Origin of the sequence: Thalassobellus citreus (genome assembly GCF_044385915.1) — a bacterium.
Lineage (GTDB): Bacteria > Bacteroidota > Bacteroidia > Flavobacteriales > Flavobacteriaceae > Thalassobellus > Thalassobellus citreus.
In genome coordinates, this window is record NZ_JBISCC010000125.1 from 243,526 (window position 1) to 269,925 (window position 26,400).

The 26,400-nt window shown below is 31.7% G+C and carries 22 protein-coding genes and 1 pseudogene; 12 read left to right on the forward strand and 11 right to left on the reverse strand.

Features of this window, described 5'->3' with window-relative positions; all coding sequences use genetic code 11:
- Positions 1-17: 17 nt before the first annotated feature.
- Positions 18-755, reverse strand: coding sequence for an energy transducer TonB (locus ACH5TX_RS11515; RefSeq protein WP_439339648.1), 738 nt, complete (start codon positions 753-755; stop codon positions 18-20).
- A 383-nt stretch (positions 756-1,138) separates the two neighbouring features.
- On the opposite strand from ACH5TX_RS11515, the gene ACH5TX_RS11520 reads away from it, so the two are divergent.
- Together ACH5TX_RS11520 and ACH5TX_RS11525 are read left to right on the forward strand one after the other, a co-directional pair.
- Positions 1,139-2,752, forward strand: a complete 1,614-nt coding sequence (locus ACH5TX_RS11520; RefSeq protein WP_439339649.1) for an MFS transporter — start codon at positions 1,139-1,141, stop codon at positions 2,750-2,752.
- A 32-nt stretch (positions 2,753-2,784) separates the two neighbouring features.
- Entirely contained in the window at positions 2,785-4,167 is a 1,383-nt protein-coding gene (locus ACH5TX_RS11525) for a GH1 family beta-glucosidase (RefSeq protein ID WP_439339650.1), read from the forward strand.
- Between the two features lie 69 nt (positions 4,168-4,236).
- On the opposite strand, the gene ACH5TX_RS11530 is transcribed toward ACH5TX_RS11525, so the two are convergent.
- A complete protein-coding gene (locus ACH5TX_RS11530) occupies positions 4,237-5,241 on the reverse strand; it encodes a sugar kinase (RefSeq protein ID WP_439339651.1) in 1,005 nt (334 codons plus the stop codon).
- Between the two features lie 285 nt (positions 5,242-5,526).
- Between ACH5TX_RS11530 and ACH5TX_RS11535 the strand changes: the two genes are divergently transcribed.
- The 3 genes from ACH5TX_RS11535 (at position 5,527) to ACH5TX_RS11545 (ending at position 8,388) form a co-directional block, all read left to right on the forward strand.
- Positions 5,527-6,189, forward strand: a complete 663-nt coding sequence (locus ACH5TX_RS11535) for a M61 family metallopeptidase (protein ID WP_439339652.1) — start codon at positions 5,527-5,529, stop codon at positions 6,187-6,189.
- 80 nt (positions 6,190-6,269) lie between these two features.
- Positions 6,270-7,454 carry a M61 family metallopeptidase gene (locus tag ACH5TX_RS11540; protein ID WP_439339653.1) on the forward strand — a complete coding sequence of 395 codons (1,185 nt, stop codon included), beginning with the start codon at positions 6,270-6,272 and terminating at the stop codon, positions 7,452-7,454.
- 322 nt (positions 7,455-7,776) lie between these two features.
- Positions 7,777-8,388 (forward strand): amidohydrolase family protein, encoded by a 612-nt coding sequence (locus ACH5TX_RS11545; RefSeq protein WP_439339833.1) that lies wholly within the window; start codon positions 7,777-7,779, stop codon positions 8,386-8,388.
- 99 nt (positions 8,389-8,487) lie between these two features.
- Here ACH5TX_RS11545 and ACH5TX_RS11550 read toward each other — a convergent pair whose 3' ends face one another.
- Positions 8,488-10,638 (reverse strand): TonB-dependent receptor, encoded by a 2,151-nt coding sequence (locus tag ACH5TX_RS11550; protein WP_439339654.1) that lies wholly within the window; start codon positions 10,636-10,638, stop codon positions 8,488-8,490.
- 558 nt (positions 10,639-11,196) lie between these two features.
- On the opposite strand from ACH5TX_RS11550, the gene ACH5TX_RS11555 reads away from it, so the two are divergent.
- Complete coding sequence (locus ACH5TX_RS11555; protein WP_439339655.1) at positions 11,197-11,691, forward strand: RNA polymerase sigma factor; 495 nt, start codon at positions 11,197-11,199, stop codon at positions 11,689-11,691.
- Between the two features lie 4 nt (positions 11,692-11,695).
- The gene (locus ACH5TX_RS11560) at positions 11,696-12,331 is read left to right on the forward strand and encodes a DUF8845 family protein (RefSeq protein ID WP_439339656.1); all 636 of its coding nucleotides are present in this window, start codon (positions 11,696-11,698) and stop codon (positions 12,329-12,331) included.
- A gap of 81 nt (positions 12,332-12,412) precedes the next feature.
- Here the strand turns inward: ACH5TX_RS11560 and ACH5TX_RS11565 are convergent, their stop codons facing one another.
- Both ACH5TX_RS11565 and ACH5TX_RS11570 read right to left on the reverse strand, forming a co-directional pair.
- Entirely contained in the window at positions 12,413-12,985 is a 573-nt protein-coding gene (locus ACH5TX_RS11565; RefSeq protein WP_439339834.1) for a pseudouridine synthase, read from the reverse strand.
- A 66-nt stretch (positions 12,986-13,051) separates the two neighbouring features.
- Positions 13,052-15,343, reverse strand: coding sequence for a type IA DNA topoisomerase (locus tag ACH5TX_RS11570; protein ID WP_439339657.1), 2,292 nt, complete (start codon positions 15,341-15,343; stop codon positions 13,052-13,054).
- A 178-nt stretch (positions 15,344-15,521) separates the two neighbouring features.
- Here ACH5TX_RS11570 and ACH5TX_RS11575 point away from each other — a divergent pair, with 178 nt between their 5' ends.
- Positions 15,522-16,703 carry a trans-sulfuration enzyme family protein gene (locus tag ACH5TX_RS11575; RefSeq protein WP_439339658.1) on the forward strand — a complete coding sequence of 394 codons (1,182 nt, stop codon included), beginning with the start codon at positions 15,522-15,524 and terminating at the stop codon, positions 16,701-16,703.
- A gap of 8 nt (positions 16,704-16,711) precedes the next feature.
- Here the strand turns inward: ACH5TX_RS11575 and ACH5TX_RS11580 are convergent, their stop codons facing one another.
- The 4 genes and pseudogenes from ACH5TX_RS11580 to ACH5TX_RS11595 all read right to left on the reverse strand — a co-directional run bounded on the left by ACH5TX_RS11580 (position 16,712) and on the right by ACH5TX_RS11595 (position 20,980).
- Positions 16,712-17,284, reverse strand: coding sequence for a pentapeptide repeat-containing protein (locus tag ACH5TX_RS11580; RefSeq protein WP_439339659.1), 573 nt, complete (start codon positions 17,282-17,284; stop codon positions 16,712-16,714).
- Between the two features lie 24 nt (positions 17,285-17,308).
- Positions 17,309-19,448 (reverse strand): annotated as a pseudogene (gene recQ / locus ACH5TX_RS11585) (DNA helicase RecQ).
- A gap of 41 nt (positions 19,449-19,489) precedes the next feature.
- A complete protein-coding gene (locus ACH5TX_RS11590; RefSeq protein ID WP_439339660.1) occupies positions 19,490-20,287 on the reverse strand; it encodes a lysophospholipid acyltransferase family protein in 798 nt (265 codons plus the stop codon).
- A gap of 51 nt (positions 20,288-20,338) precedes the next feature.
- Complete coding sequence (locus ACH5TX_RS11595) at positions 20,339-20,980, reverse strand: NUDIX hydrolase (protein WP_439339661.1); 642 nt, start codon at positions 20,978-20,980, stop codon at positions 20,339-20,341.
- Positions 20,981-20,984: 4 nt separating this feature from the next.
- Here ACH5TX_RS11595 and ACH5TX_RS11600 point away from each other — a divergent pair, with 4 nt between their 5' ends.
- Entirely contained in the window at positions 20,985-21,689 is a 705-nt protein-coding gene (locus tag ACH5TX_RS11600; RefSeq protein WP_439339662.1) for a peptidylprolyl isomerase, read from the forward strand.
- Positions 21,690-21,727: 38 nt separating this feature from the next.
- Here ACH5TX_RS11600 and ACH5TX_RS11605 read toward each other — a convergent pair whose 3' ends face one another.
- Both ACH5TX_RS11605 and ACH5TX_RS11610 read right to left on the reverse strand, forming a co-directional pair.
- Entirely contained in the window at positions 21,728-22,342 is a 615-nt protein-coding gene (locus ACH5TX_RS11605; RefSeq protein WP_439339663.1) for a trimeric intracellular cation channel family protein, read from the reverse strand.
- Positions 22,343-22,738: 396 nt separating this feature from the next.
- Positions 22,739-23,458 (reverse strand): RDD family protein, encoded by a 720-nt coding sequence (locus ACH5TX_RS11610; RefSeq protein WP_439339664.1) that lies wholly within the window; start codon positions 23,456-23,458, stop codon positions 22,739-22,741.
- A gap of 24 nt (positions 23,459-23,482) precedes the next feature.
- Here ACH5TX_RS11610 and ACH5TX_RS11615 point away from each other — a divergent pair, with 24 nt between their 5' ends.
- Genes ACH5TX_RS11615 through ACH5TX_RS11625 form a run of 3 tightly spaced genes read left to right on the forward strand, consistent with a single transcriptional unit; the run spans position 23,483 to position 26,399 of the window.
- Positions 23,483-24,472, forward strand: a complete 990-nt coding sequence (locus ACH5TX_RS11615) for a stage II sporulation protein M (protein ID WP_439339665.1) — start codon at positions 23,483-23,485, stop codon at positions 24,470-24,472.
- The gene (locus ACH5TX_RS11620; protein WP_439339666.1) at positions 24,469-25,194 is read left to right on the forward strand and encodes a hypothetical protein; all 726 of its coding nucleotides are present in this window, start codon (positions 24,469-24,471) and stop codon (positions 25,192-25,194) included. Before ACH5TX_RS11615 ends, ACH5TX_RS11620 begins: the two co-directional genes overlap by 4 nt.
- Positions 25,194-26,399, forward strand: a complete 1,206-nt coding sequence (locus ACH5TX_RS11625) for a DUF4350 domain-containing protein (protein ID WP_439339667.1) — start codon at positions 25,194-25,196, stop codon at positions 26,397-26,399. The genes ACH5TX_RS11620 and ACH5TX_RS11625 overlap by 1 nt, the downstream gene beginning before the upstream one ends.
- Position 26,400: the final 1 nt, after the last annotated feature.

Consider the following 26,400-nt stretch of genomic DNA (forward strand, 5'->3'; position numbering starts at 1 on the left):
TTACTAATTACAAAATATTATCCTTCTTGATATTTAAAAAATATAGGTACTGCGTAAGCTACTTTTACAGCTCTACCACGCTGTTTCCCTGGTTTCATTTTTGGTAATAACTTTATTATACGCTCTGCTTCTTTTTCTAAAATTCTATCTGGCCCTCTAGAACGCACATTGGTTGTAACACCATCTGAACCTATGACAAAAACAACTGACACGCGTCCTTGTATACCTAAATCTAGAGCAGATTGTGGGTAATTAAAATGTTTTACAACATGCTCTTGTACCTTTTTCTGAAAACAATCTTTTGTTGCTTGCCTAGACAATCCTTCGCAACCAGGATAAACTGGTACATTTTCAATAATAGCAAAAGCAACTTCTACATCTTCATATACTTCTTCTACATTAACATCACCAACACCAACAATATCAACATCTTGAATAGCATCATTTTGATCTGTTTCAGTGCTTTCAAAAACAGTTTCTACTACCTCTTCTTCATCTTCAACAATCTGTATTGACTCTTGAATTATTGCAGGAGGTGGCGGCGGTGGAGGTGGCGGCGTATTTATATTTACTATTGGTATTTCTTCTTCTACTTCTGCTTCTACATTTAGAATTTCCAAAGCAATATTATCTTTCTCATATGTTTTGTATTCTAAAGATCTCCATGTTAATAATAGCATTAAATTGAGACCAATAGCAAAATACAAACCGCTATTGCGACCTATTTCCAATTGTGGATTCTTTTTAGCTTCCATGACAATCAAAATTTAATACTATAAAAATATTTGAATTATCAATAAATAAGTATGATAATTATCATATTCTTAAAAAAAATGATTTTTACTTTTTATTCAATAAGCATTTATTACAAGTCTTTAATTTGCACAAATAAAACATTCGAAGCAATTACTATAACTATTGTTGCATAAGAACTAAGTTATAACCTTTAGTAATATTTTTAATTTATATTAGATTTTAAAACTAAAAAGCGTTGTAAAACAATCATAAAATAAGACTTTAAAAAACAATCAAAACTGCTTTAAAAAGAATATAATCATTGGAAGAATTCCATGAAAAAACAAAACAAAAACTCAATATCAAATTTGTTTACATTTGAGTTTTTAGAAAACAACTATTGATGGATATTAATGAAAAGATTTCGTTAAAAGAAAAAATAGGTTACGCATTAGGTGATGGCGCTGCTAATATTGCATGGAGAGGGGTAGCAACCTTTTTGTTCATATTTTATACAGATGTATTTGGCTTAAGCCCTGTTACAGTTGGTGTTTTAATGCTAGTTGCCAGATCGAGTGATGGTATTAGTGATGTATTAATGGGTATTATTGGAGACCGCACAAAATCTAAATACGGGAAATTTAGACCTTGGATTTTATGGACAGCCATTCCTCTTGGAGTTATTCTTTCCTTATTATTTACAAGTCCAGAACTTGGCGCTAACGGAAAAATAGTTTACGCATACATAACATATATATTTTTCACATTAATATATACCGCAAACAACATTCCTTATGGCGCCCTTATGGCAGTAATGACTGGTAATGACAAAGAACGAACCAGTATAGGCTCTTTTAGAATGGTTGGTGCTTTTGGAGGTGGCATGCTAGTACAAGGCGCTTTACTTTTTTTAGTAGCATATTTTGGAAATGTAAATCCAACAATTGATGTTACAAAATTAGAAGACGAAAAATTCAAAATCGAAGTATCATCGGCAAAAGATGTTGAACATGTTAACATTAAAACCGAAAATGGTATAGCTTTATTTACTTGGGATGATGCAAATATCAAAATAGATGATGACACATCTACACCTGGTAAAAGCTTTGAAATGATTGAGAATGAAAAATATACTTTCTTAGTTACCGGCGAAAAAAATATAACAGCTAGTAATATTTCAATTATAGACCAAAAACAAGGTTATAGCAAGTCTATGTATATCATGTCGGCTATACTTGCTTTACTAATACTAGTCACTTTTTCTTCAACTAAAGAAAGAGTACAACCGCCTAAAAATCAAAAAACTAATTTAGGTCAAGATTTCAAAGATTTATTTCGTAATAAACCTTGGTTAGTATTACTTGCCATCGGCCTCTTATTTAATATATACAACTCCATAAAACAAGGAATTGTAATTATATACTTTACCCATTATTTAAACGACCAATTACTATCAGCATCTTATTTGGTTGGTTTAATGATAGCCTCTATTGCTGGTGCTTTTTTTACTGCACCTCTAAGCATAAAATTCGGAAAACGTAATTTGTTTATTTATGCTTTAATTTTTTCTGGAGCCGTAAATGCCTTATTAATGTTTTGTAATGCTGAGGATATTGGAGCCATTTTCACTATTGGTATTATTTCCGAGTTTGCAGCAGCAATTTTTCCAACACTTTTCTTTGTTATGTTAGGTGATGCGGCAGATTTCTCTGAATGGAAAAACGGACGACGCGCTACAGGACTTATATACTCAGCAGGGTCATTTGCCACAAAATTTGGAGGCGGTATTGCTGGTGCTATTATTGGGTTAACATTAGGCGCTTTTAATTACAACGGACAAGATACATTAGCGATTCAAGGTGCTATACCAGGCATGATTATGTTAATGAGTTGGATTCCTTCTATTATTGCTATTCTTGCAGCAGGCCTTATGTTGCTTTACCCTTTAAACAGTAAAAAGATGAATGAGATTTCTACCGAATTAAATAACAGACGAATTCAACTAGAAGATAATTAGCATATTTACAAGAACAAGATAGATTCAAAAAAATGAAAACATTTCCAAAGGATTTTATATGGGGTACAGCCACCTCATCTTACCAAATAGAAGGCGCTGCATCAACAAACGGTAAAGGACCATCAATTTGGGATGCTTTTTCTAGTATTCCAGGAAAAACACATAACGGGGAAACAGGAGAAATTGCTTGCGACCATTATCATAAATTTAAAGAAGATATTCAATTAATGAAAAATATGGGCGTTAAAGCCTATCGTTTTTCTATTGCTTGGGCAAGAGTTATGCCTACAGGAAAAGGAGACATTAATGAAGCTGGTATTCAATTTTATTCAGATTTAATTGACGAATTAATAAAAGCAGATATTGTACCATGGGTAACTTTATACCACTGGGATTTACCACTTGCTCTACAACTAGAAGATGATGGTTGGTTAGGAAACACCATCCCAGATTATTTTGCAGCTTATGCCGATTTATGCTTTGAACGTTTTGGAGACCGTGTTAAAAACTGGATTACTTTAAACGAACCTTGGGTCGTTTCAATTTTAGGCTACGGACAAGGTGTTTTTGCTCCTGGTAGAGTGTCTGATTCTGAACCTTATTTAGCAGCGCATCAATTAATATTAGCACATGCTAAAGCATATCATATTTATAAAAACAAATACAGTCATCAAAACGGACAAATAGGTATTACTAATAATTGTGATTGGAGAGAACCGCTTACCAATAGCGATGCTGATAAAGAAGCGGCAGAAAGAGCACTTCAATTTTTCTTAGCATGGTTTGCAGATCCTGTTTACAAAGGCGACTACCCAGAAGTGATGAAAGCACGCTTAGGAGATAGACTCCCTAAGTTTTCTGATGATGAAAAGAAAATGATTATTGGAACCTCTGATTTTTTTGGTTTAAATCATTACACAACCATGTATGCTGCACAAGATGATGGCTCTATTAAAGAACGAAGTGTTTATGGTAACGGGGGTATTTCTGAAGATCAAGCTGTCGATTTATCTCTAGATAAAAACTGGGATCTTACATTCATGAATTGGGCTGTAGTGCCTTGGGGTTGTAAAAAAATGTTAGAATGGATAGATGCCCGATATAACAGTCCAGAAATATATATTACTGAAAACGGTTGTGCTTATGACGACCAAATAGTTGATGGAGAAGTAAACGACCAAGACCGTTTAAATTTTTATAAAGGCTACCTACAAGCTTGTCAAGAAGCTATAGAAAACGGTGTTAACCTTAAAGGTTATTTCGCATGGTCTTTTATGGACAATTTTGAATGGGCTTCTGGTTACGACAAAAGATTTGGATTACATTATGTAGATTTTAAAACCCTAAAACGAACTCCAAAAAACTCAGCGATATGGTTTAAAGAAGCCATAAAAAACAATAGTGCTGATGTTTAAAAACTATTTATTTCTATGTTCTTGAATACTAGAACATAGAAATAAATAATATTAAATATACATGGTGGATTATCTAACTAAACGCCCAGAAGTATTACCATCTAATATACTGGTTACTTCTCGTACGGTTGCATAATTGACATCACCCTCATAAGTATGTTTTAAAGCACAAGCAGCACTAGCAAACTCCATGGCTTTATAATCATCAAATTGTTGTAAACCATAAATAAGTCCTGCGGCAAAAGCATCTCCAGTACCAATTCTATCTACCACATGAGTAATATCTAAATCTTGTGTTTCTCTAAACTCTTTACCATTCCACATTCTAGCTCTAATTTTGTGCCATGAAGAATTTAATGAGGTTCTAATCTTATCGAATACTTTTTCAATGGTAGGAAAGGTTTCTATAAGTTGTTTACTCGCTTCAAGAAAATCCTCGTTAGAATAACCAAAGTCAGTACCAAGAACTTCATTTATCTCATTAATACCACCAATAAAAATGGTAGAATAATTTAGTAATTCTATTAAAGCTTCTTTAGGATCTTGACCATATTGCCACAAACCACTTCTATACGTTGGATCTGCAGATATAGTCATTCCTTTTTCATGAGCTAAAGCCAAACCTTCCTTAAGTGTATCAAAAGCACCTTTAGATAAGGCAGGTGTAATACCAGTCCAATGCATCCATACTCCTTTTTTTAAAGCTTTTCCCCAATCAACCATTGATGGTTTGATTTCAGAAAATGAAGAGTGCGATCTATTATACGAAATTGCGCTAGGACGCATTACAGCGCCTACCTCCAGAAAATAGACTCCTAACGGGCGTTTTGAGTAAACAACAGAAGACGTGCTTACACCAAATTTATTAATATAAGAAATAGCAGCTTCGCCAATAAAATCATCAGAGACACAACTAATATGCTTTACATTTCCTCCAAAATTAGCAATTGATATACCTACATTTAATTCGGTACCACCAAAATAAAACTCAACCATATTAGATTGAATAAACTTTTTATTGCCACGAGGTGAAATACGCATTAAAACCTCTCCGAATGTTATAATCTGACCCATTATTTTAAAATTTTTAATTTAACAAATTTAACATTTGTATTTGTAATGGCTTATAACAATTAATAAGTTTGTTTTAAGTAATTAACATTTTTACAGAATAATCGATATAATTTAGAAGAAAAGCACCTAATATTAAATAAAAATGATTTCAAAATAAGTAATCTCCTTCAAGCTAAAAAAAAAAAAAAATCGAGCTCAAATTACAACCTAGGCAACCATTTATAAATATTTTTCGTCTTTGTAATTAAAGACATTCAATTTAGAGTTAATAAAATCTTAATAATTATGTTAGAAAACGAAATAAATCAATATCATATAAATTATAATCATGGAATCTTATTGCTCTTCATTCTATTTTATGGTTCAATATTTGCCAACAATTCAACTTCAATTTCAAGTACAATAGATTTAACTAATATTATTGAAGACAAAGTGCCTGTCACTATAAATTTAAACAATATTGAAGCAAGATCATTAGTTTATCGATTTCCAAAAGTAATTCAAGGAACATATGCTATTAGTGATTTTGGAAGATTTGTAGAAAACCTACAAGCATTTGATATAAAAGGAAACAAACTACCTATTTTAAGGGTAGACATTAATTCATGGAAAATAAAACATGCTAAAAGATTAAGCAAGATCACATATTTAATTAATGACACGTATGATCTTGACAAAAAAACATACAACAACATTACTCAATTCCCTGCTGGAACTAATATTGATCCTGAAAATTACGTATTAAACCTCCATGGATTTATTGGTTATTTTGAAGAATTAAATGATAAAAAACATACTCTAAACATAAAAGCTCCAAGTCATTTTTCATATACAACAGGTTTAGAGTTAGAAAATTATAAAACAAATAACGATAACACTAAACACTATACTTTTACTGCACCTAGATACTTTGATTTAATTACAATCCCGTATTATTTGGAAGATTAGACATTGAAGAATTTACCATTAATGACGTTAAAATTGTGCTAAGTGTATATTCTCCTAACAAGATCTATAATGCCAAAGAAATGAAAGATGTTGTTTTTAAGATGTTAAAGTCTCAACTAACTTCTTTAAAAAACTTCAAAACCACTTCTAGATATGATATTCAGATATATTTTGCAGATGGAAAAGAAATAAAACCTAATGATTATGGAGCTCTAGAACATCACTCATCAACAGTAATGGTATTACCAGAATCTATGAAAAAAGACGAACTTTTTTATCACTTTAAGAATTTAGTTGCTCATGAGTTTTTTCATATTGTAACACCATTAAATATCCATTCAGAACACATCCATAATTTTAATTATAATTCACCTAATTTCTCAAAGCATCTATGGTTATACGAAGGCGTTACAGAATATTTTTCTAAGTTATTTCAAATAGATCAAAACTTAATTACAGAAAAGGAATTTTACAATGAAGTATTTAACAAACTAAAAACCTCTAAAAACTATAATGATTCTTTAAGTTTCACTTTAATGAGTGAACACATTCTACAAAAAGAATATCATAAAAATTATGCTAACGTATATCAAAAAGGAGCTTTAATAGCAATGTGTTTAGATATCCTTTTAAGAGAAGAAAGCAATGGTAACAAAGGGTTACTTTCTTTAATGAAGGTACTCTCGCTTAAATATGGCAAAAACACACCTTTTATTGATAACAATCTAATAGATGAAATTTCTTTAATAACATATCCTTCAATTGACAATTTTTTCAAAAAACATGTTATTGGAGAAACACCAATAAATTACCAAGATTTCTTTAGAAAATTAGGGTTAAATTTAACTGACACAAGTTTAACCGCCGTTAAAAACCCATCACCCAAACAAGAAAAACTGAAATCATCTTGGTTAAACTTAAATACTTTTGCTTTTGATAATGTAAATGTTATTCCAATGGATAGAGATACTATCTTAAAGGACCACCGTGTTATTGTTTCTAATGGTAAAATTATTAGTGTTGAACCAAACACTAACAAATCTATCTATAACATTCAAAAAACAATTGATGGTACTGGCAAATATTTAATTCCAGGTCTTTCAGAAATGCATTATCATTGGCGAAATGGGAAAGAAACACCAGAAGATGATTTTAAACTTTTAATTGCTAACGGTGTTACTACAGTTAGAAATATGGCTGAAGAACCAAACCAAAAACAAAAGCAAACAGAAATAAGACATAAAGTTAAAACGGGGAATATTTAGGCCCTAATTATTACACAACAGGCTCTTATCTTAAATTTGAACACCTTAAAACAAAAGAATTAATATTAAATGAGATAAAAAAACATACCCAAAATGGGTATGACTTTTTAAAATTAGCAGATAATTTACCAAAAGATTTATTTTTACTTGAAGAAGCTAATAAAAACAACATTCAAGTAATTGGTCATGCACAACGTAAATTACCTTTAGAATTTTCGTTACGCATGAAATCTATTGAACATCTAGAAGAATTTATATATATATATTTAATGGAGAAGAAAATTTTACATACTTAAATGATAATATAAATGAACTGAATTCTATAGCTCAAGAAATTAAAAACAGTGGAATTTACGTAACACCTACCCTCGTTGTGTTTGAAAAAATTCCTCAGTATTTAGATGATAACATGTTTGAAAACATGAAAAAGAGTCATTTAGTTAAATATTTATCACAAAAAGAAAGAGATAAATATTTAACAGATAAAAATAATTCTAGAACCAATTTTAAAGATTTAGTTATTGATGGCATAACAGCTAAAGATTTATTTCAAAGATATATTACCTGGATGCGAAAGTTTACCAAGATATTGAATGATAACGACGTTAAACTATTAACAGGTAGCGATACATTTGGTATGGCGATTGTTGGTTTTTCAATTCATAGAGAAATGGAAATTCTGCAAGAATTAGGAATGAAACCTTTTGATATTTTAAATGCTAGTACTGTTAATGCTTCTCGTTACCTAGATTCATATCCGGTTGATGGAAGTATTACAGAAGGTAAAAACGCAAACTTGGTATTACTAGACAAAAACCCATTTGCTGATATAAAAAACACGCAAAGTATAAATGGAGTTATGCTTCATGGTAAATGGTTTGACAGAAATGAACTCGACAAAATGTTAGTTGAAGTAGAAAACGCTTTTAAATAATACTTTTAAGAACAAAACTCTTCCATAAAGCTTATTAATAAAAACATTCTTTTTTTTAAGACATTAAAATCGTTATAAAAAGTTTAAATGAACCTCGTCCTACAAATTATCCAATTGATTACTCTTTTTATCGTCGCTAATAGTCCAAAAGAACCCAACAAAAAAGAACTGATCTGCAGCAGGTTGTAATGCACGTCTGTCAAAATGACCATTCATATCTGGAGTATTTGCATATTGATACCCATTAATATTTTTAAAACCTAAAACATTATTAACCGAAGCATATAATATTTTTTGTGGGCTTATTAAATACGCCCAGTTCAAGCTTAAATTATTATAAGGTTTTGTTTTATTATTTAAAAACCCAGGTTGGTTAGGATTGGTAAACGTTCTACCAGAAGCCAAGGCATAACTAAATCCAACTTGACTACGCCAATCGTTAATCCAATACTTCCCAACTACCGATAGGTTATGTGTATTAGCAAAATTAGGTTGCGCTTTGGTTTCGTAATTTTTATAATCGCGTTCGGTATCTAAAAACGAGTAACTTATCCAATAATCAAAACTCTTGATACTTTTACTATCTCTCCAAAAGAAATCGATACCTTTTGCAAATCCAGAACCATTATTATTAAAATTACTTTCGAACGTGGTAAATTCAGAATCATACTTTACTAAATCATCATAGGTTTTATAATAAGCTTCGGCTCTAAAAATTTTTCTATCGGCGTTATACTGATAGTTAAAAATGTAATGCGACGTATTTTGAGCTTTTAAATCCTGATTAAACTTTAAAATATTACTAGATGGATTCTGATAAAAGCTACCATAAGCTAACGACAACTGACTTTTACTGGATGTTTTATACGCCAAAGACATTCTTGGAGCAACGGTAGCATCTTTAAATAATTCGCTATACTCACCACGAACACCAGTTTTAAACGCTAACTTTTTAGATATAAAAATATCGACCTCAGCAAAAGCCGCTGCAATGTTATTATTGTAACCATACGTAGCATCAGCAATAGTTTCATCATTATAATTTTCATTAAAATTGGTAGCAAAATATTCAGCTCCAAAATAAAGCTTCAAACGATTACTAATGCGGTTTTTAAATTTCAACTTTGTATGAAATGAATTTTCTGTATCATCAACAGCACTTTCATTAATGTTTAAGTTATTTATAGCATTCGTATAACTAAATCCACCTTGCATGCTCCAAGTATCGCTTAAAACACTTTGATACGAACCATTAAGATATAAGTTTTTATTATTCAGCTTAAAATGCACACCTTCAGGATCATTTATATCTTCTTGAATTAACTCAAAATTTGTAACATCAAAAGCGCCATAAAGTTTAAACAACCCAGAATTAGTTTTCTTTCTATAAACCGCTTCTCCAGAGAGTGTTTCAAAAGGTTTTATCCAATCGTTTCTACTAGAAAAAATAGCATTATACGGTTCTAAATTAATATACGATGCATTCACACTCAGTGCGCTTTTATCCCATTTTTGAGTATTCCCTATACTTGCACCAATACTCATAATACCAATATCTGTTTTTTCTTGGTCGGGTTCATCAATTGTATTTAATAACAACACACTAGATAAGGCCTGCCCAAACTCTGCAGAATAGCCTCCTGTAGAAAACGTAATACCATCAAACAAAAACGGAGAATAACGTCCGCGGGTTGGCGCATTATTAGTTGTAGGTGTGTAAGGTGTGAACACACGAATACCATCAATAAAAATTTGAGTTTCTTCGGCATCACCACCACGCACAAACAAACGACCATCTTCGGCAACAGTGGTAGTTCCTGGTAAGGTTTGAAAAGCACCAACAAAATCACCCAAAGCACTCGCTGTTGTAACCACATCTAATGGTTTTAAAACATTTACTTTGCTATTATCTCCTGCTTGAAATGTTCCAGCCGAAAGCACTACAGCATCCAATGCATTTACATCTTCACGAAGTTTAACAGTTAAATCTTTCATATAAGATACATCACCATACATGGTATATGTTTCATAAGACACATATGAAACCACTAAATTCTGATTTCCAGTTTCTGAAGTTGTAAATAAAAAGGCTCCATTTTCATCCGTTGTACTTCCATCATAAGTGCCTTCTAAATAAATATTCGCTCCCATTATAGGTTTATTTTTCGAATTAAACACAGTGCCTGAAATAGTTGTTTGAGCAGATAATTGCATACTGATTAATGTAATAATGATAATTATTCTTTTCATAATTTAAAATATTCTACAGTTCGTTTTCTAATTGATGAAGCAAATTTGCAACAGAAGATTCACTGTAAAAATTCTAAATAACCGAACTGTAAAATATAGATGATGAATTGAATATTTTGTGTCAAAAAAGAAAATAACCGAACAAAAAAAGAGTTTCATTTTTCAGATAAACAATATATTCCAAACAAAAAACACAAAACAAAAACAGATTCTTCACACTAATTTTTAGTCGTAAATTTCATCTAATTATTTTTATATATATTAGTATCTCCTAACACATAAAAAAAGCTGTTTTCAAGTAAAAAACAACTCATAGATTTTATCTATACCACACACTTAAAACACTTAAAATCAGTTTTAAAAAAGAATCACCTAAACCAGTTATTTAAAACAATAAAAAACACCAAATAATTGCTAATATTTTCAATTAATAAGTAGAAACCCCTATTGTGAAATCATAAAAAACAACTCACACCTCTATGTTTTTTAAAATTATTTTTCACACATTTGTAACGTTTTAAATAATTAAGCTACTTATAAAGTACCTAACCCATCAACTTGAAAGAAGAACTAAAACATAGTTTTGTAGAATTACTAGAAAAGCATCAGAATATTGTGCACAAAGTTTGTCGCTTGTACACTAATAACTATGATGCGCATAACGATTTATTTCAAGAAATAACCATTCAACTTTGGAAAGCCTATCCTAAATTTAGAGGCGATGCAAAGTTTAGTACTTGGATGTATCGTGTAGGTTTAAATACCGCGATTACACTTTACAGAAAATCTAAAAGAACGATTAATACTCAAGATTTTGAAGGCGTTGCTTTTAAAATGAAAGCAGAGGATTATGATGACACAGAAGAAGAACAATTAAAAGTGTTATACAAAGCCATCCATCAATTAAACGACATAGAAAAGGCTTTGGTGTTTTTATATTTAGAAGATAAAAACTATAAAGAAATAAGTGAAACTATGGGAATTAGTGAAGTGAATGCCCGTGTGAAGATGAATAGAATTAAAACGAAACTTAAAACCATACTAAATCCGTAACACTATGGATGAATTAGATATCTTAAAGAAGGATTGGAATAAATCCAATGCGAACCATAAAAAACTATCGGCAAATGATATTTACCCGATGCTGTTAAAAAAATCATCTTCCATAGTAAAGATGCTTTTTTACATTAGTGTTGCCGAATTTATTTTTTGGATATTAGTAAACGCAATCCCTTATTTCTCCTCAGACAGCTACAGACAAGCATTAGATAAAGTTTATATAAACGATGCTGTATTTAACGGACTCACCATATTTAGTTTTGCAGTCATTCTTCTTTTTGTTTACCTACTCTATAAGTCGTACAAATCAATATCTGTAACAGATAGCGCAAAAAAACTTATGGAGAGCATTTTAAAAACACGTAAAATAATTAAATACTACGTGCTTTATAATTTAATAATGATAGTTGTTTCAACAATTATAGGCTTATATATTAGCGTGCACAACGACCCTGAAATGGCACAAAACATTGAGAAACTTGGCGAACATGGCTCTATGATTTTCTTAGGAATATCGGCACTTTTCTTAGCCATTGCAACACTAATTATCTGGTTGTTTTATAAACTTATTTATGGCATTCTATTAAAACGCTTGAACAAAAATTATAAAGAACTCGAAAAATTAGATTTATAATTAATTGGGCGTTACCCAAGGGTCGGGCTTTACGTTACAAGTCCTCGCTCGTACCTCGCTGCGGGCTTTTCACTGCAATCCCTAACGCAAAAAGCCAGCGACCTCAACCACTTCACCTATTTTCATAGGTTTTAAATGAATATCTCCTACCCTTACACGCACTAATCGTAAGGTTGGAAACCCCACTGCCGAAGTCATTTTACGTACCTGTCTAAACTTACCTTCATTTAAGGTCATAGACACCCACGATGTTGGGCCATGCCTATCATCACGTATTTTTCGCGAACGCTCCTGAAAACCTGGATTAACATCCAACTTATAAGCTTTACAAGGTTTTGTTTGATACTTTTTACCATCAAAACCAATTTCTACACCCAATTTTAATTGCTCAATAGCTTCTGCCGAAATAGCTCCATCAACTTGCGCATAATACTCTTTTTCAACCTTTTTACTATTAACAAAAGCACTCGTTTGTCCATCGGTAGTTAGCAACAATAAACCTTCTGATTTTTCATCTAAACGACCAACAGCCATAATGCCTTCAGGAAAATCATGAAGCTCACCCAAAAACTTTTTAGATTGTTGCTTCGAGGCATTACTCATAAACTGACTTAAATAGCCGTATGGTTTGTAAATTATAAAATGACGATGTATTATCTCTTCCAAAAGAATCCTAATTAATTACTTCTTTATGCGATTTCTATCTGCGTTTAAAATGACTCACACCTTACCACTCAAAATATCGTGAACCAATTCTTTGGTGGGTGTTTGTCCGTTTATTTTAGCTCTAACGGCTTCAAAAGTCATTTTAAAATCACAACCCGATTTGTATTCCGTACATCCATAAGCTGTTTTGCCTTTTATAACTGTACCTTTTTTGCATTTCGGACATGTTAATTCGTTAGGTTTCGCTTTCGTGGAAGTTTTCTTTGGCTCTAATTTGAGCTTAAACCCTTCATCAAAACGTAATAAACCTTCAACAGTACCTGCATCGGTCTTAAAACCTTTTAAATTAACTGTAGAACCTTTTTGAAGCAACCTAACAAACTGTTTTTCTGATATTTTTTTACCTGAGAAACTAAAAGGCAACACAAAATCGCATCCCGATTTAAAAGCAGAACATCCATAAGCACTTTTCCCTTTCAAAAGCTGTCCTTTTTTACATTTCGGACAAATCTCTGATGAGATTCCTGCTTTCTTTTTCACTGTAGACTTAGCTTCTCTACTTTTAATAACATTTTCTTGCGAAATATTAGCGCGTTTAGTTTCACTACGAACTTCATAAACCAAAGCATCTACCATCCGTTTCATATTTTTAATAAACGCACCGGCACTAAACTCACCTTTTTCAATATCTTTTAATTGCTTTTCCCAAGACCCCGTTAATTCAGCCGATTTTAATAAATCATTTTGAATGGTATCAATTAATTGAATACCGGTAACCGTTGGTAATACTTGCTTTTTATTACGTTTAATATATTTTCTTCTAAAAAGAGTCTCTATAATATTTGCACGTGTAGATGGTCGTCCAATACCATTTTCCTTCATTAAATCTCGCAATTCTTCATCATCAACTTGCTTACCTGCCGTTTCCATAGCACGTAACAAAGTTGCTTCGGTAAATTGATTAGGCGGTTTTGTTTCCTTTTCTAAAAACGACGGTTCGTGAGGTCCTTTTTCTCCTTTTTCAAAAGTTGGTAAAATTCCCGACTCTCTTTCTTTAGCATTTCGGTTTTCAAAAACAACACGCCATCCCTTTTCTAAAATCTCTTTTCCAGTAGTTTTAAACGACACCTCTGCTGCCGTACCAATAACCGTTGTATTTGCCACGGCACAATCATCATAAAAAACAGCAATAAAACGTTTTACAATAATATCATACACCTGCTGCTGGTTGTATTGTAAGTTAATTTGAATCCCCGTTGGAATAATCGCGTGGTGATCGGTAACTTTTTTATCGTTAAAAACCCTAGTCGATTTTTTTATTTTCTTTCCTAAAAGCGGTTGTGTTAAAGCTCCATAGTTTGTTAACTTTTGAAGAATTCCTGCAACTTTTGGATATACATCGTTTGGTAAAAACGTAGTATCAACTCTAGGATAGGTTACTACTTTTTGCTCATACAACTTCTGAACAATCTTCAAAGTTTCATCTGCCGAAAATCCAAACTTCGTATTACAATACACCTGCAACCCTGTTAAATCGAATAACTTTGGCGCATATTCTTTCCCTTTCTTTTTGGTAATAGATACTATTTCAAAATCGCTTTCTTTTACTTTATTCGCTAAAGCCTCACCATCTTCCTTCTTTAAAAAGCGTCCTTCTTCATAACTAAAAAGCGTCTCTCGATACAGCGTTTGTAATTCCCAATACGGTTGTGGTTTAAAATTTTCAATATCTTTAAAACGATTCACAACCATGGCCAAAGTAGGCGTTTGCACACGACCAACAGATAATACTTGCTTATAACCACCATGTTTTACGGTGTATAAGCGTGTCGCATTCATACCTAATAACCAATCGCCAATAGCTCTTGAAAACCCTGCGTAGTATAAATTATCGTAATCTTCAGCAGGTTTTAATTTTTCAAAACCTTCTTTAATAGCTTCTGTGGTTAATGATGAAATCCATAAACGTTCTACCTTGCCTTTATAATTGGCTTCATTCATCACCCAACGCTGAATGAGTTCTCCTTCTTGACCCGCATCCCCACAGTTTATAACAAGCTCTGCTTTATCAAATAAACTTTTTACAATGTTAAATTGCTTTTGTATCCCCGAATTCGATACCACTTTGGTTTCAAATTTCTCAGGCAACATAGGAAGATTATTTAAATCCCAGCTTTTCCAATGGGGTTTATAATCGTTGGGTTCTTTTAAAGTGCATAAATGCCCAAACGTATAAGTTACCGCATAACCATTACCTTCATAATAACCATCGCGCTTAGAATTCGCTCCTAAAACAGACGCAATTTCTCGGGCAACACTTGGCTTTTCGGCTATACAGACTTTCACTCGTTCTTATTTAATTTAGAACTTGCAAAATAGGAATTTTGATATAGCTTTTAAAAGGGAATTGTTAGGAGTTATTAACGAAATCATCTTTAATTTTAAATACAACTATTTCTAAGATTATATAACACAGATTTAAATATTTTGTATTTTTCAATCCTTCTTAAAACATAATAAAACCATGAGTAAACATATAGAAACTATTTTAAATCATGATAAAAGTGAAAACAATGATTCATACGGAGCCGTTGTTCCTCCAATCTATCAAAATTCGCTCTTTACCTTTAAAAACTGGGATGCTATTAATGATGCTTTTGACGACAAATTAAATTCTTTCATTTACTCAAGAGGAAAAAACCCAACAGTTAAAATAGTTGAAGAAAAACTAGCAGCCATTTCCGGGGCTGAAAAAGCTCAACTATTCCCTTCTGGTATGGCAGCAATTACAGCTGCTTTTTTGCACTTTTTAGACTTTGGAGACCATGTTATTTCTATTAAAAACATGTATGGTCCAGCCAATAATTTAATTAGCGACTACTTAACAAAAAAAATGAAAATTGAAATATCTTATGTTACAGGTAATTCTGTTGATGATTTTAAAAATGCCATACAAAACAACACAAAACTGATTTATCTTGAAAGCCCTTCATCGGCAATCTTTTCTCTACAAGACATTCCTGCTATAACAGCACTAGCAAAAGCAAATAATATTAAAACAATAATTGACAATACTTGGGCAACACCATATTTCCAAAATACTATAGATATGGGGATTGATATAGAAATCCAATCAAGCACAAAATACCTTGGAGGGCATAGCGACCTTTTAGGAGGTGTACTCTGTGGAAAACAAATTGATATTGATTCTATTTCTAAAAATGAATACGAATTATTAGGTTCTAAAGTCGCACCTATGGAAGCTTGGTTATTACTTCGTAGTTTAAGAACCTTACCTATCAGATTAAAACAACATCAAGAAAACGCTTTATTAGTCGCTAACTTTTTAGAAGAAAACGATAAAATTGAAGTTGTAAATTACCCTGGACTACCTAGTTTCCCCCAATATAATCTCGGTAAAAAATTAATGAAAGGCTATAGTGGACTCATGTCTTTTAAACTTAAAACTAACAATTTAAATGAAATTAAAAGCTTTATCAATGCCTTAACTAAATTTAAAATTGGTGTTAGCTGGGGTGGTCATGAAAGCCTTGTATATGCGCCAGCCATTTCGTATTTAAAAGAATTAAAACCAAGTCAATTTAAAAATTTAGGCATTTCATTAGGAGATATAAGAATTTCTGTTGGACTAGAACATGTAGAAGATTTAATTGAAGATTTAAAACAAGCTTTAGAACATATTTAATTTAGAGACTACTCAATTTCTACCCCATAACCTCCTAATAACCCAACAACACCGCCTAAAGAAAATTTAGCCCCCTTTAACCTATTTCGGTCTGGATGTATATTATAATTAATCGCTTTTCGAAAATCGGCTTTTTCTAAATTTGTATTATCAAAAGTAGCGCCTTGAAAATCGCAGCCATCAAAAACACAACGACTTAAATCGGCTTCTGTAAATTCTACATTTTGAAGCTTCGAATTAATAATTCTTGTATTAGATAAAACTACCTGATAAAATGAAGCATGATTTAATTGGCAATCTTCAATATGTAAAGCAAAACCAAAAGGGTTGCAGTTTTCGAAATGCACACCTAAAATTTTACACCCTATAAATTTCACATCTTGAAAAGAAGCGCCTGTAATGTTTGCTGAACTTAAATTACAATCTATAAACTCACACTCTAAGAATCGAATTTTAGATAAAAAGCCTTCAGAAAAGTTACAATTTTTAAAGGTGCAATATTCGTAATCTGCGTTTGGAAGTCGGTTTATAGAGAAATCTTTTTTATCGAAAATTTCATCTTCAATTAAGAGTATTGACATATTTTTTTAAACTTAAAAACGAAGTTAGTCTTTTTCAATAATACTCAGTGCCAAACGGATTTTAAAATAATCTATACTTTCGTTAAAATATTCAAAATAGGGTCTTAATGCTTTTGGAGTTCCTAAAGCTTCTTTTGCTTTTCGCACCGCTTCCACATCGCTTTTAGAAACAAAATCGTATAAGTTTATTTTTTTCCGGTGCTATATAATTTGGCAATATGCGAATATATTGTTGTGGTATTTAATTTGCGTTCAAGCGCTATTTCTTCAATTGATAATCCTGATTTATAAAGCTTGTATGTAACGGTATAAGTATCTTCTTTTTTAGGCTTCTTAACTTTAGAACCCATAAAATTCATAATTTCAGCCATAAATTCATCACCATACACTTCTAATTTACGTTGCCCTACACCACTAATACTTAAAAAATCGTCATCACTTAGGGGCGTTCGCGTTCAATTTCTTTTAAAGTCGCATCACTAAAAACTAAATATGCTGGAATACCTTCTTCTAAAGCAATTTTATAGCGCAACTGACGGAGGCGTTCAAATAAATTATCGGTAACTGGTTTTGTTTTAGCTTTCGTTTTTGTGCGTTTTAATCTAGTCTTTCGTTCTTTAACAACAGGCTTAACTTCGGTAACAGCTACAGGTTTTGTTAATGCTACTTTTGCACCTTTAAACAATACATTACTAGAAAACTCAGTAAGTTGTAGTGCATTATGTTTATTAAATGCGATTTCACAAAAGCCTTGATTTATAAGCTGAATAACAAAATGCTGCCAATGTTGCCATGAAATATCTTTACCAATACCAAACGTTGAAACCTCTTGATAGTCTTTTGATACAATAGTTGCATTTTGAGAACCTCGAAGCACATCAATAATAGTTCCCATGGCTTCTTGCTGCTTTAAATGATATACCGTCGATAAGATTTTTTGAGCAATAATAGTCCCATCGAAAAACTGAGGCGGGTTTTTACAAACATCACAGTTCCCACAATTTGAACCTAACAACTCACCAAAATAGCTTAACAAAATTTTTCGGCGGCAGGTTGTAGATTCTGCAAACTGTTTCATTCTGTCTAATTTCGCTATTTGAACTGCTTCATTAGAAGCGCCACTTGCAAAATTTTGTAGCTGAATAACATCGGCATAACTATGAAACAATAAAGCGTGCGACTTTAAGCCGTCTCGTCCCGCACGACCAATTTCTTGATAATAACCTTCAATATTTTTTGGCATATTATAATGCACCACCCAACGTACATTCGACTTATCTATCCCCATACCAAAGGCGACGGTTGCACAAACAATTTGGGTTTTATCATGTATAAACGATTCTTGAACTTTAGAGCGTTTATCAAAATTTAAACCTGCATGATACGCTTCGGCCGGAATACTATTAGCTTTTAATTTACTAGATAATTGCTCTGTGGTTTTTCGGCTTAAACAATAAATAATACCCGATTGATTTGGTCTTGCTTTTATAAACTTAACAACTTGAGAAATCCTGTTATTTGCTGGACGTACTTCTAAGCCTATATTTTCTCTATCAAACGATGATATGAATATTTCAGCTCGCTCAATACGTAGTTGCTTTACAATATCCTGTCGGGTAGCCTTATCAGCTGTTGCCGTTAAAGCAATAAATGGAATGTTTGGAAGTGTGTTTTTTAAAAATCCTAGTTGTTGATAAGATGGTCTGAAATCATGCCCCCAAGACGAAATACAATGTGCTTCATCTATCGCTACACAACTTATATATTTTTCGGTTAAAATATTTTGTAGTGCTGCTAAACTTTCAGGAGCAACGTAAAGTAATTTTATTTCTGCTCGAATAACATTTTCTATAATAGCAAATTGCTCTTCGCTACTTTGACTACTGTTAAAATAAGATGCAGGAATTCCATTAGCATTTAAGCCATCTACCTGATCTTTCATCAAGGCAATTAATGGTGAAATTACAATAGTTACACCTTTAAATGATAATGCTGGAAGCTGAAAGCAAATAGATTTACCTCCACCCGTTGGCATAATAACCAAACAGTCTTTTTTGTTTAGAACAGCCTCAACAATATCTTGTTGATTCGTTCTAAAACTATCGTAACCAAAATAGTTTTTTAAGTTTAAAAACACTTGGTTTTTAACTGCTTTTTCTGGCATTTATGGAAGTCTAAATAGTAAACATTAAAAAACAGTCTGTTTTACCATTTACGCTTTTTATTCAATTCTTCAAGTGCAGCTAGTTCTTTTTGAGGAATCACTTTTAAGAATGAAGGATGTTGTTCGATGGCATACTCTATTTTTTTTACGATATCATCAGTAGATTCATTTTCGTAATCAATTTCTAAAGGAGCTTTTATTTCAAAAGATTGTAAAATATTTTTCTTCTTTATTCGTAAACCTTTTTTATCAAACGATCTTCTAAAACCATCAATAACAATAGGAACTACAACTGGCTTATAGCGTTTTATAATATGAGATGTCCCTTTTCTAATGGGTTTAAATGGTGTCGTGGTTCCTTGAGGAAATGTAATAACCCAACCATCGTCTAAAGCTTTTCCTATACTAGAAATATCGCTCATCTTTACTTGTCTTTTAACATCTTGACCTTCTGATCTCCAAGTACGTTCGATACTAACAGATCCCATATAAGCCATGATTTTAGGTAACAAACCTGCTTTCATGGTTTCTTTGGCTGCAACGTAATATATATTTAGTTTCGGATTCCAGATATAACCTATATTTTTTATAGAATCTGTACGACCACTTAAACTTGCATTAAATACATGAAACATAGATACCACATCGGCAAAATAGGTTTGATGATTTGATATAAAAAGCACGTTGGTATCTGGTAAATCTTTAATTATTTCAGAACCCTCTATTTGTAATTCATTAAAGCCTCTAAAACGCCTATGAGTTAGCACTCCAAAAATTCTAATGAGCCATTTTTTTAAAAATAATATATGCCCAAACGGATTTCGTTTAAATAATCCCATAAATCAAACGTCAAATTGGTTAGTTGCTGCAAATGTAACAAATCTTGTAAACTAGAGTAATTGTTTTAACAAGTCTTTAATTTCGCTTAACATCATAGCTGTTGCACCCCAAACGATGTGTTCGTTCAATTTAAAAGCAGGTACCTCTGTTTCAACACTATAAGAGGTTTTCATTTTTTTAGAAACCACATTATTATCATCTAAAAAATGATTTAAAGGAACTTCTATAATAGCCTCAACTTCATCTTCTTGCTTAATAAATAGCGGTTTTACCTTACATGATGCTATAAAAGGGTACACATAAAAATTACTTGACGGAATATAAACTTGAGATAATTGTCGTACTACATCTATAGATTCAATAGGAACACCAACCTCTTCATAGGTTTCTCTAACTGCAGCTGCTTCCATAGAGACATCTTCATCTTCTAACTTACCGCCAGGAAAAGCAACTTGGGCAGAATGCACACCTTTATATGACTTCCTTAAAATTAAAACAAAATGTGTTTTATTCCTTTCATCTGGATAAAACAAAGCCAAAACACCTGCTTTTTTCGCATCTTTTATAGCTTCTTTTTGTTGCTTTAAAAGCGTCTGACGAAACGGAGGCACCATTTTAAAGTGAGATACTTCGGCTGGAAGCTGTATATTTTCTATTTTTGATAACGATTTTAAAAATTCATCAAAATTCATTTATATGCGTATTGTATTGCTTTTGTGTTGTTTCTTTTTATTTCTGAATTGTGAAGATAAACATTCTAAGACTAAAAAAACGATTGAAACTACAGTAACAAAATCTGACAAAAAAGAAATCGTTAAAGATTCTACAAAAACCGAAGAAGAAACTTTCACTAAGTTGAATTCTAAAAGTGCTATGTTTTTTTTCCAAGAATACGACAAGCATCACAAAGAAAATAAGGTACGTATTACAACTGATTTTGGGTCTATTGATATTTTACTTTATAATGAAACAAAGTACCACCGTGCTAATTTTATTTTTCTAACAAAGCAAAAGTATTTTAATGATACCCAGTTTTACAGAGTTATTGACAACTTTATGGTACAAGCTGGAAATAGTGATGATAAAAAAACAGCTAGAAAACGTGGCAAAATTGGAAAATACTTATTACCAACGGATACAAAACGAGGTTTTAAACACGATAGAGGTGTGATATCGATGCCTAGTGGCGAAATTGACAATCCGCATAAATTGGCATCGCCTTTTGAGTTTTTTATTGTGCAACAAAAAGGAGGTTCGCACTTTTTAGATGGTGATTATACCATTTTTGGACGTGTTATTAAAGGCATGGATGTAATTGATAAAATTGCTGCTGTTAAAACCGATGAAGCTGATTGGCCTTTACAAAATATTTATATACGAAATGTTGAGATTATTGATTAGAAGTTAGAAAAAATAGAATTTCAACTTAACGTTACTCTTTATTTTTGTTTTTCTTCTTTATAAATATTTGGTAAAGCTATTTTAAACTTAACGGCTAATAAACGGGTTACCACCACTACAATACCAGAAATAACAAAAACGTAATTACTTTCTATGGGAAACTTAATCAGCACAAAATATGTAACCCCTCCCAAAATACAGGCAGTAGCATAAATTTCTTTTCTAAAAATTACGGGTATTTCGTTACATAAAACATCTCTAATTACACCTCCAAAACTTGCCGTTATAGTCCCTAAAATAATACAAATAATAGGATCTAAATCGGCACTTATTCCTTTTTGAATACCAATTAAAGTGTAAAGCCCTATACCAATGGTATCAAACAAAAAAAGTGAGGTTCTTAAATAATTAATTTTACTTCTAAAAATAATAGCAAAAACTGCCGAAGTAATAATAACATAGGTAAAGGTAATGTCTTTCATCCAACTTACTGGTGTATCTCCAATAAGTAAATCGCGTAAAGTGCCGCCTCCTACTGCTGTAACAAAGGCAATTATTAAAACACCAAATAAATCCATTCTTTTATTGAAGGCTACTAAAACACCTGAAATGGCAAAGGCTATGGTTCCTAAAATATCTATTGTATAGAACATAGTTTTAAATACTCTTTTTAGTTACTTTTATTCTTAATAGTTACGCTTTGCGTTCGAGATTGAAGCATTTGTTGAAGCTCTTTTTGTGTTGTTGCACATATGCAACACAAAAAAGCGACTGCTGAAATATTTATATTCATGAGTTCATTAATTTAAAATAATAAACTACGAATAAAGCCCGACCTTTAGGTAACGCCCTAATTTAAACGGTATAATTATTATACTTTATATTGAGATCCTTCGCTACGCTCTGGATAAACTTCTTTTGACCTACTATAAATTCCTGCCTACGCAGGAATGACAAAAAGCAAAAAACGAACTAATAAAAAAATCCTTCGCTGCGCTCAGGATAAGCGATTCGCACAATTTTTGTAAAAACAAAAATTGGCTCTCTGCTTACATGTCTTGGGTGTAATAATTATAATCTTTTAAAATAACATCGATAAATTCCATATCGGTTTTTTGTTTTACTTCTTTAATTTGAACAACTTCTATGAGCTTTTTTCTTAATTTTATTAATGTTTGAAAATCTCTAGATGCTCTTGCAACAGTAAAGGTATCTTTTATTATTCGGGCATCATTATCGGATAACTTAATAACATTGGGATACGTTGGTTTATAATCGCTTTTTAGATTTTCTAAAATAGTATGATTAATAGTTACTTTGTCTTTTAATGCAATAACGGCTGTTCCTGCAGCCATATCGCCCAATCGCTGTTGTTTTTTATTGAATAAAATCACGAAAAAACCCAATCCGAAAATATAGATATCTGCAATTCTAAAAAACCAACGTACCACATAATCTGAAAACGATGCTTGATAGCCATCAATTTTAACAACTCTTATGTTTAGCGCTTTTTTACCAATGGTTTGCCCTTCTAATAACGACTCTAAAACCAACGTATAAAACATAACAGGGAAACTTAGCACGGTATTTATAGCCATTTGCGACCATTCGTCCATATTATCGAACACGTCAAAAGTCCAGTTTAAAACCAGCATATAGCCTATTTTTATTGCCATATCAATGATAAACGCCAATAATCTTTCTCCAGCTCCAACGGCTGAGAATTTTATTTTTACATTTTGGGTCGTGTTAATTTGTAACTCTGACATTTTATATTTTATTTTATCAAATATATGAGGGAAGTTTCATTCATCAAACAAAATAAGGAAAAATGGTTAAGTTTTGAAAGAGCTGTCTTTAATAATGACTTTAAAGATCCTGACGAACTAGCCTCACAATACATCCATTTAATAAACGATTTGGCTTATGCACAAACCTATTACCCTAAAAGTAAAGTTATTGTATATTTAAATCAGTTAGCAGCTAAAGCGTTTCAAAAAATTTACAAAACAAAACGCGAAGACACCAATAGAATTATTGGTTTTTGGAAAACCGAAGTGCCTTTAATTTGTTATGAATACCGAAAATTTATTTACATAGCTTTTATCATCTTTTTTGCTTTCACTTTTATTGGAGCTATTTCTGCTGCTAACGATGGTGAGTTTGTGCGTTCTATTTTAGGAGACAATTATGTAAACATGTCGTTAGAAAACATTGAAGCTGGCGATCCTGTTGCGGTCTACAAAAGCGGCAGTAATTGGGGAAGCTTTATTGGCATTACCATAAACAACTTAAAAGTTGGTATTATTGCTTTTGTTCTGGGGGTCTTTCTAGGGATAGGTACGCTTTATATTATGTTTAAGAACTGTATTATGCTTGGCTCTTTTCAATATTTCTTTTATGATAAAAGTGTGTTTTGGGAAAGTGTTCGTGGTATTTGGATTCATGGTTCTATGGAAATATTCGCCATTGTTATTGAAGCTGCTGCAGGTTTAATTCTTGGTGCTAGTATTTTATTTCCTGCCACACATTCTAGATACACCTCCTTTAAACAGGGTGCTAAAACAGGAATTAAAGTTTTAATAAGCACTTTTCCGTTTACGTTTTCGGCAGGTTTTTTAGAAGGTTTTATTACTAGATATTCTAATATTATGCCACATTGGCTATCGGTAAGTATTATTTTAATTACTCTAGGTATTATAAGCTATTACTACTTAATATATCCTTTTAAAATTCAAAAAGAAATTACCCAAAATACTACTTTTAACCTAGAATCTATTTGAAGCTAAAACAATTACATATTATACTCTTTTTATTTTTGGTAATCGTAAATTACCACACAGCTTCTTGTACTACTAGTTTTCAAGAACCTGAACAAATAAGGCATTTTGATGAGAATTTTAAAGACCACTACTCTAGTAATAAATACAATTATGAAGGCAAAAAAGTAGTTAATGAAACACCTAGTGGTTCTGGCAAGTATGAAGATTATAAAAACAAAAAACCTCGTATAAAAGATGATAATGATTCTGATAGTTTTAGCATAAATCTGGGCCCGCTAAGTTGGCTGTTTTATGCTGCTTTGGCTATTGCTGTTGTTTACTTGGTTTATTTTCTGTTTAATGAAGGCGGCTCTGGATTGTTTTCATCAAAACAACATCAAAAAATTAATAATTACGAAGACATAACGGCAGAAAACATTGAAAATGCCGATATAAATTCATTAATTAAAAATGCTGAAAACAGTGATGATTACAGGTTAGCTATCAGATATTATTACCTACTTGTATTAAAAAATTTAAGCTTAAAAAATTATATAAAATTTGAAGATGACAAAACCAATGCCGAGTATTTAAACGAAATTAGCAACAAACCTTTTAGTAATAAATTTTCATACACATCGTATTTGTACAACTATATTTGGTATGGCGAATTTCCGTTAGATATTGATCAGTATAACAATGCTAAAAGTAATTTTGCAACCCTTTTAAAGCAAATTAAATAATGAAAAAAGCTCTTCCTATTGTTTTCGTTATTGCCGCTTTAATTGTTACAGCTGCCATTGCTATTGGTATTAAAAACACCAAAACCGTAGATTGGGAAGAATCTTTTAACGAAAAAAGCAACAAACCATATGGCGTAAGTGTTTTTTACAAAGAATTGCCAAAGCTTTTTAAAGACCATAAAATTAGAACTGTTTATCATCAACCTTCTAGTTATTTAAGAGCAAATTCTGAAGATGGTTATGGCGAACATGTTGCAATAGGTAGCTTTATTATTATTGGAAATTCTGATTATTTAACTGATGAATCTGTTGATGAGCTTCTCAACTTTGTTGATGCGGGAAATACACTTTTTATTTCAGATTATTATTTCCCACAAAAATTTCATGACACTCTAGATGTTAGTGTTGATTATATTGAAAATGAAAAAGATAGTATTTCTTATGAATCTTTAAAACAGATAAATATTGATGCTATTAAAATTGATAAAAATGCTAGCGATCAATATTTTTCAGATTATGATTCTATACATCATATTGTATTAGGACATTCAAAAATTGATTATAAACACGTTAATTTTTTACAAGTTCCTTTTGGTAAGGGTACCGTTTTTTTACACCTAGAGCCTAAAGCCTTTACTAACTACAACCTTTTAAAAGAGGATAGATATAAATATATAGAAGGCGTTATATCATATTTACCTGAAAATAATGTCTATTTTGATTCGTACACAAAAATACAAACAGGTTATGATGGCGATGTTGAAAAAGAATCAAACCTAGGTTGGTTTTTAGAACAACTGTCATTTAAATGGGCTTGGTACACAGCGCTTATTTTTGGTATTCTTTTCATGATTTTTAATGCAAAACGCAGACAACGCATTATTAAAATTATAAAACCATTACAAAACACTACGCTTGCTTTTGTTAAAACCATATCTAATTTATATTTTGAAACTCAAGATCATAAGAACTTAATAGATAAAAAAATAACGTACTTTTTAGAAAAAATAAGAAGCGATTTTAATTTAGATACCACAACTTTAAATGAAGATTTCATTCAGAAGTTAGCATCAAAAACAGGAAAGAAAAAAGAAGAGGTAAAAAAACTCATCGATTTTATAAATTGGTTACGAACCAAAAATGAGTTTTTTGAAGACAACTTAATAAAATTGAACCGACACATAGAAGCATTTTATTCAAAATAAT

Coding starts and splice junctions, on each gene's coding strand:
- ACH5TX_RS11515 (WP_439339648.1), bottom strand. CDS start 755: ATGGAAGCTAAAAAGAATCCACAATTGGAAATAGGTCGCAATAGCGGT.
- ACH5TX_RS11520 (WP_439339649.1), top strand. CDS start 1,139: ATGGATATTAATGAAAAGATTTCGTTAAAAGAAAAAATAGGTTACGCA.
- ACH5TX_RS11525 (WP_439339650.1), top strand. CDS start 2,785: ATGAAAACATTTCCAAAGGATTTTATATGGGGTACAGCCACCTCATCT.
- ACH5TX_RS11530 (WP_439339651.1), bottom strand. CDS start 5,241: ATGGGTCAGATTATAACATTCGGAGAGGTTTTAATGCGTATTTCACCT.
- ACH5TX_RS11535 (WP_439339652.1), top strand. CDS start 5,527: ATGTTAGAAAACGAAATAAATCAATATCATATAAATTATAATCATGGA.
- ACH5TX_RS11540 (WP_439339653.1), top strand. CDS start 6,270: ATGAAAGATGTTGTTTTTAAGATGTTAAAGTCTCAACTAACTTCTTTA.
- ACH5TX_RS11550 (WP_439339654.1), bottom strand. CDS start 10,638: ATGAAAAGAATAATTATCATTATTACATTAATCAGTATGCAATTATCT.
- ACH5TX_RS11560 (WP_439339656.1), top strand. CDS start 11,696: ATGGATGAATTAGATATCTTAAAGAAGGATTGGAATAAATCCAATGCG.
- ACH5TX_RS11575 (WP_439339658.1), top strand. CDS start 15,522: ATGAGTAAACATATAGAAACTATTTTAAATCATGATAAAAGTGAAAAC.
- ACH5TX_RS11580 (WP_439339659.1), bottom strand. CDS start 17,284: ATGTCAATACTCTTAATTGAAGATGAAATTTTCGATAAAAAAGATTTC.
- ACH5TX_RS11590 (WP_439339660.1), bottom strand. CDS start 20,287: ATGGGATTATTTAAACGAAATCCGTTTGGGCATATATTATTTTTAAAA.
- ACH5TX_RS11595 (WP_439339661.1), bottom strand. CDS start 20,980: ATGAATTTTGATGAATTTTTAAAATCGTTATCAAAAATAGAAAATATA.
- ACH5TX_RS11600 (WP_439339662.1), top strand. CDS start 20,985: ATGCGTATTGTATTGCTTTTGTGTTGTTTCTTTTTATTTCTGAATTGT.
- ACH5TX_RS11605 (WP_439339663.1), bottom strand. CDS start 22,342: ATGTTCTATACAATAGATATTTTAGGAACCATAGCCTTTGCCATTTCA.
- ACH5TX_RS11610 (WP_439339664.1), bottom strand. CDS start 23,458: ATGTCAGAGTTACAAATTAACACGACCCAAAATGTAAAAATAAAATTC.
- ACH5TX_RS11615 (WP_439339665.1), top strand. CDS start 23,483: ATGAGGGAAGTTTCATTCATCAAACAAAATAAGGAAAAATGGTTAAGT.
- ACH5TX_RS11625 (WP_439339667.1), top strand. CDS start 25,194: ATGAAAAAAGCTCTTCCTATTGTTTTCGTTATTGCCGCTTTAATTGTT.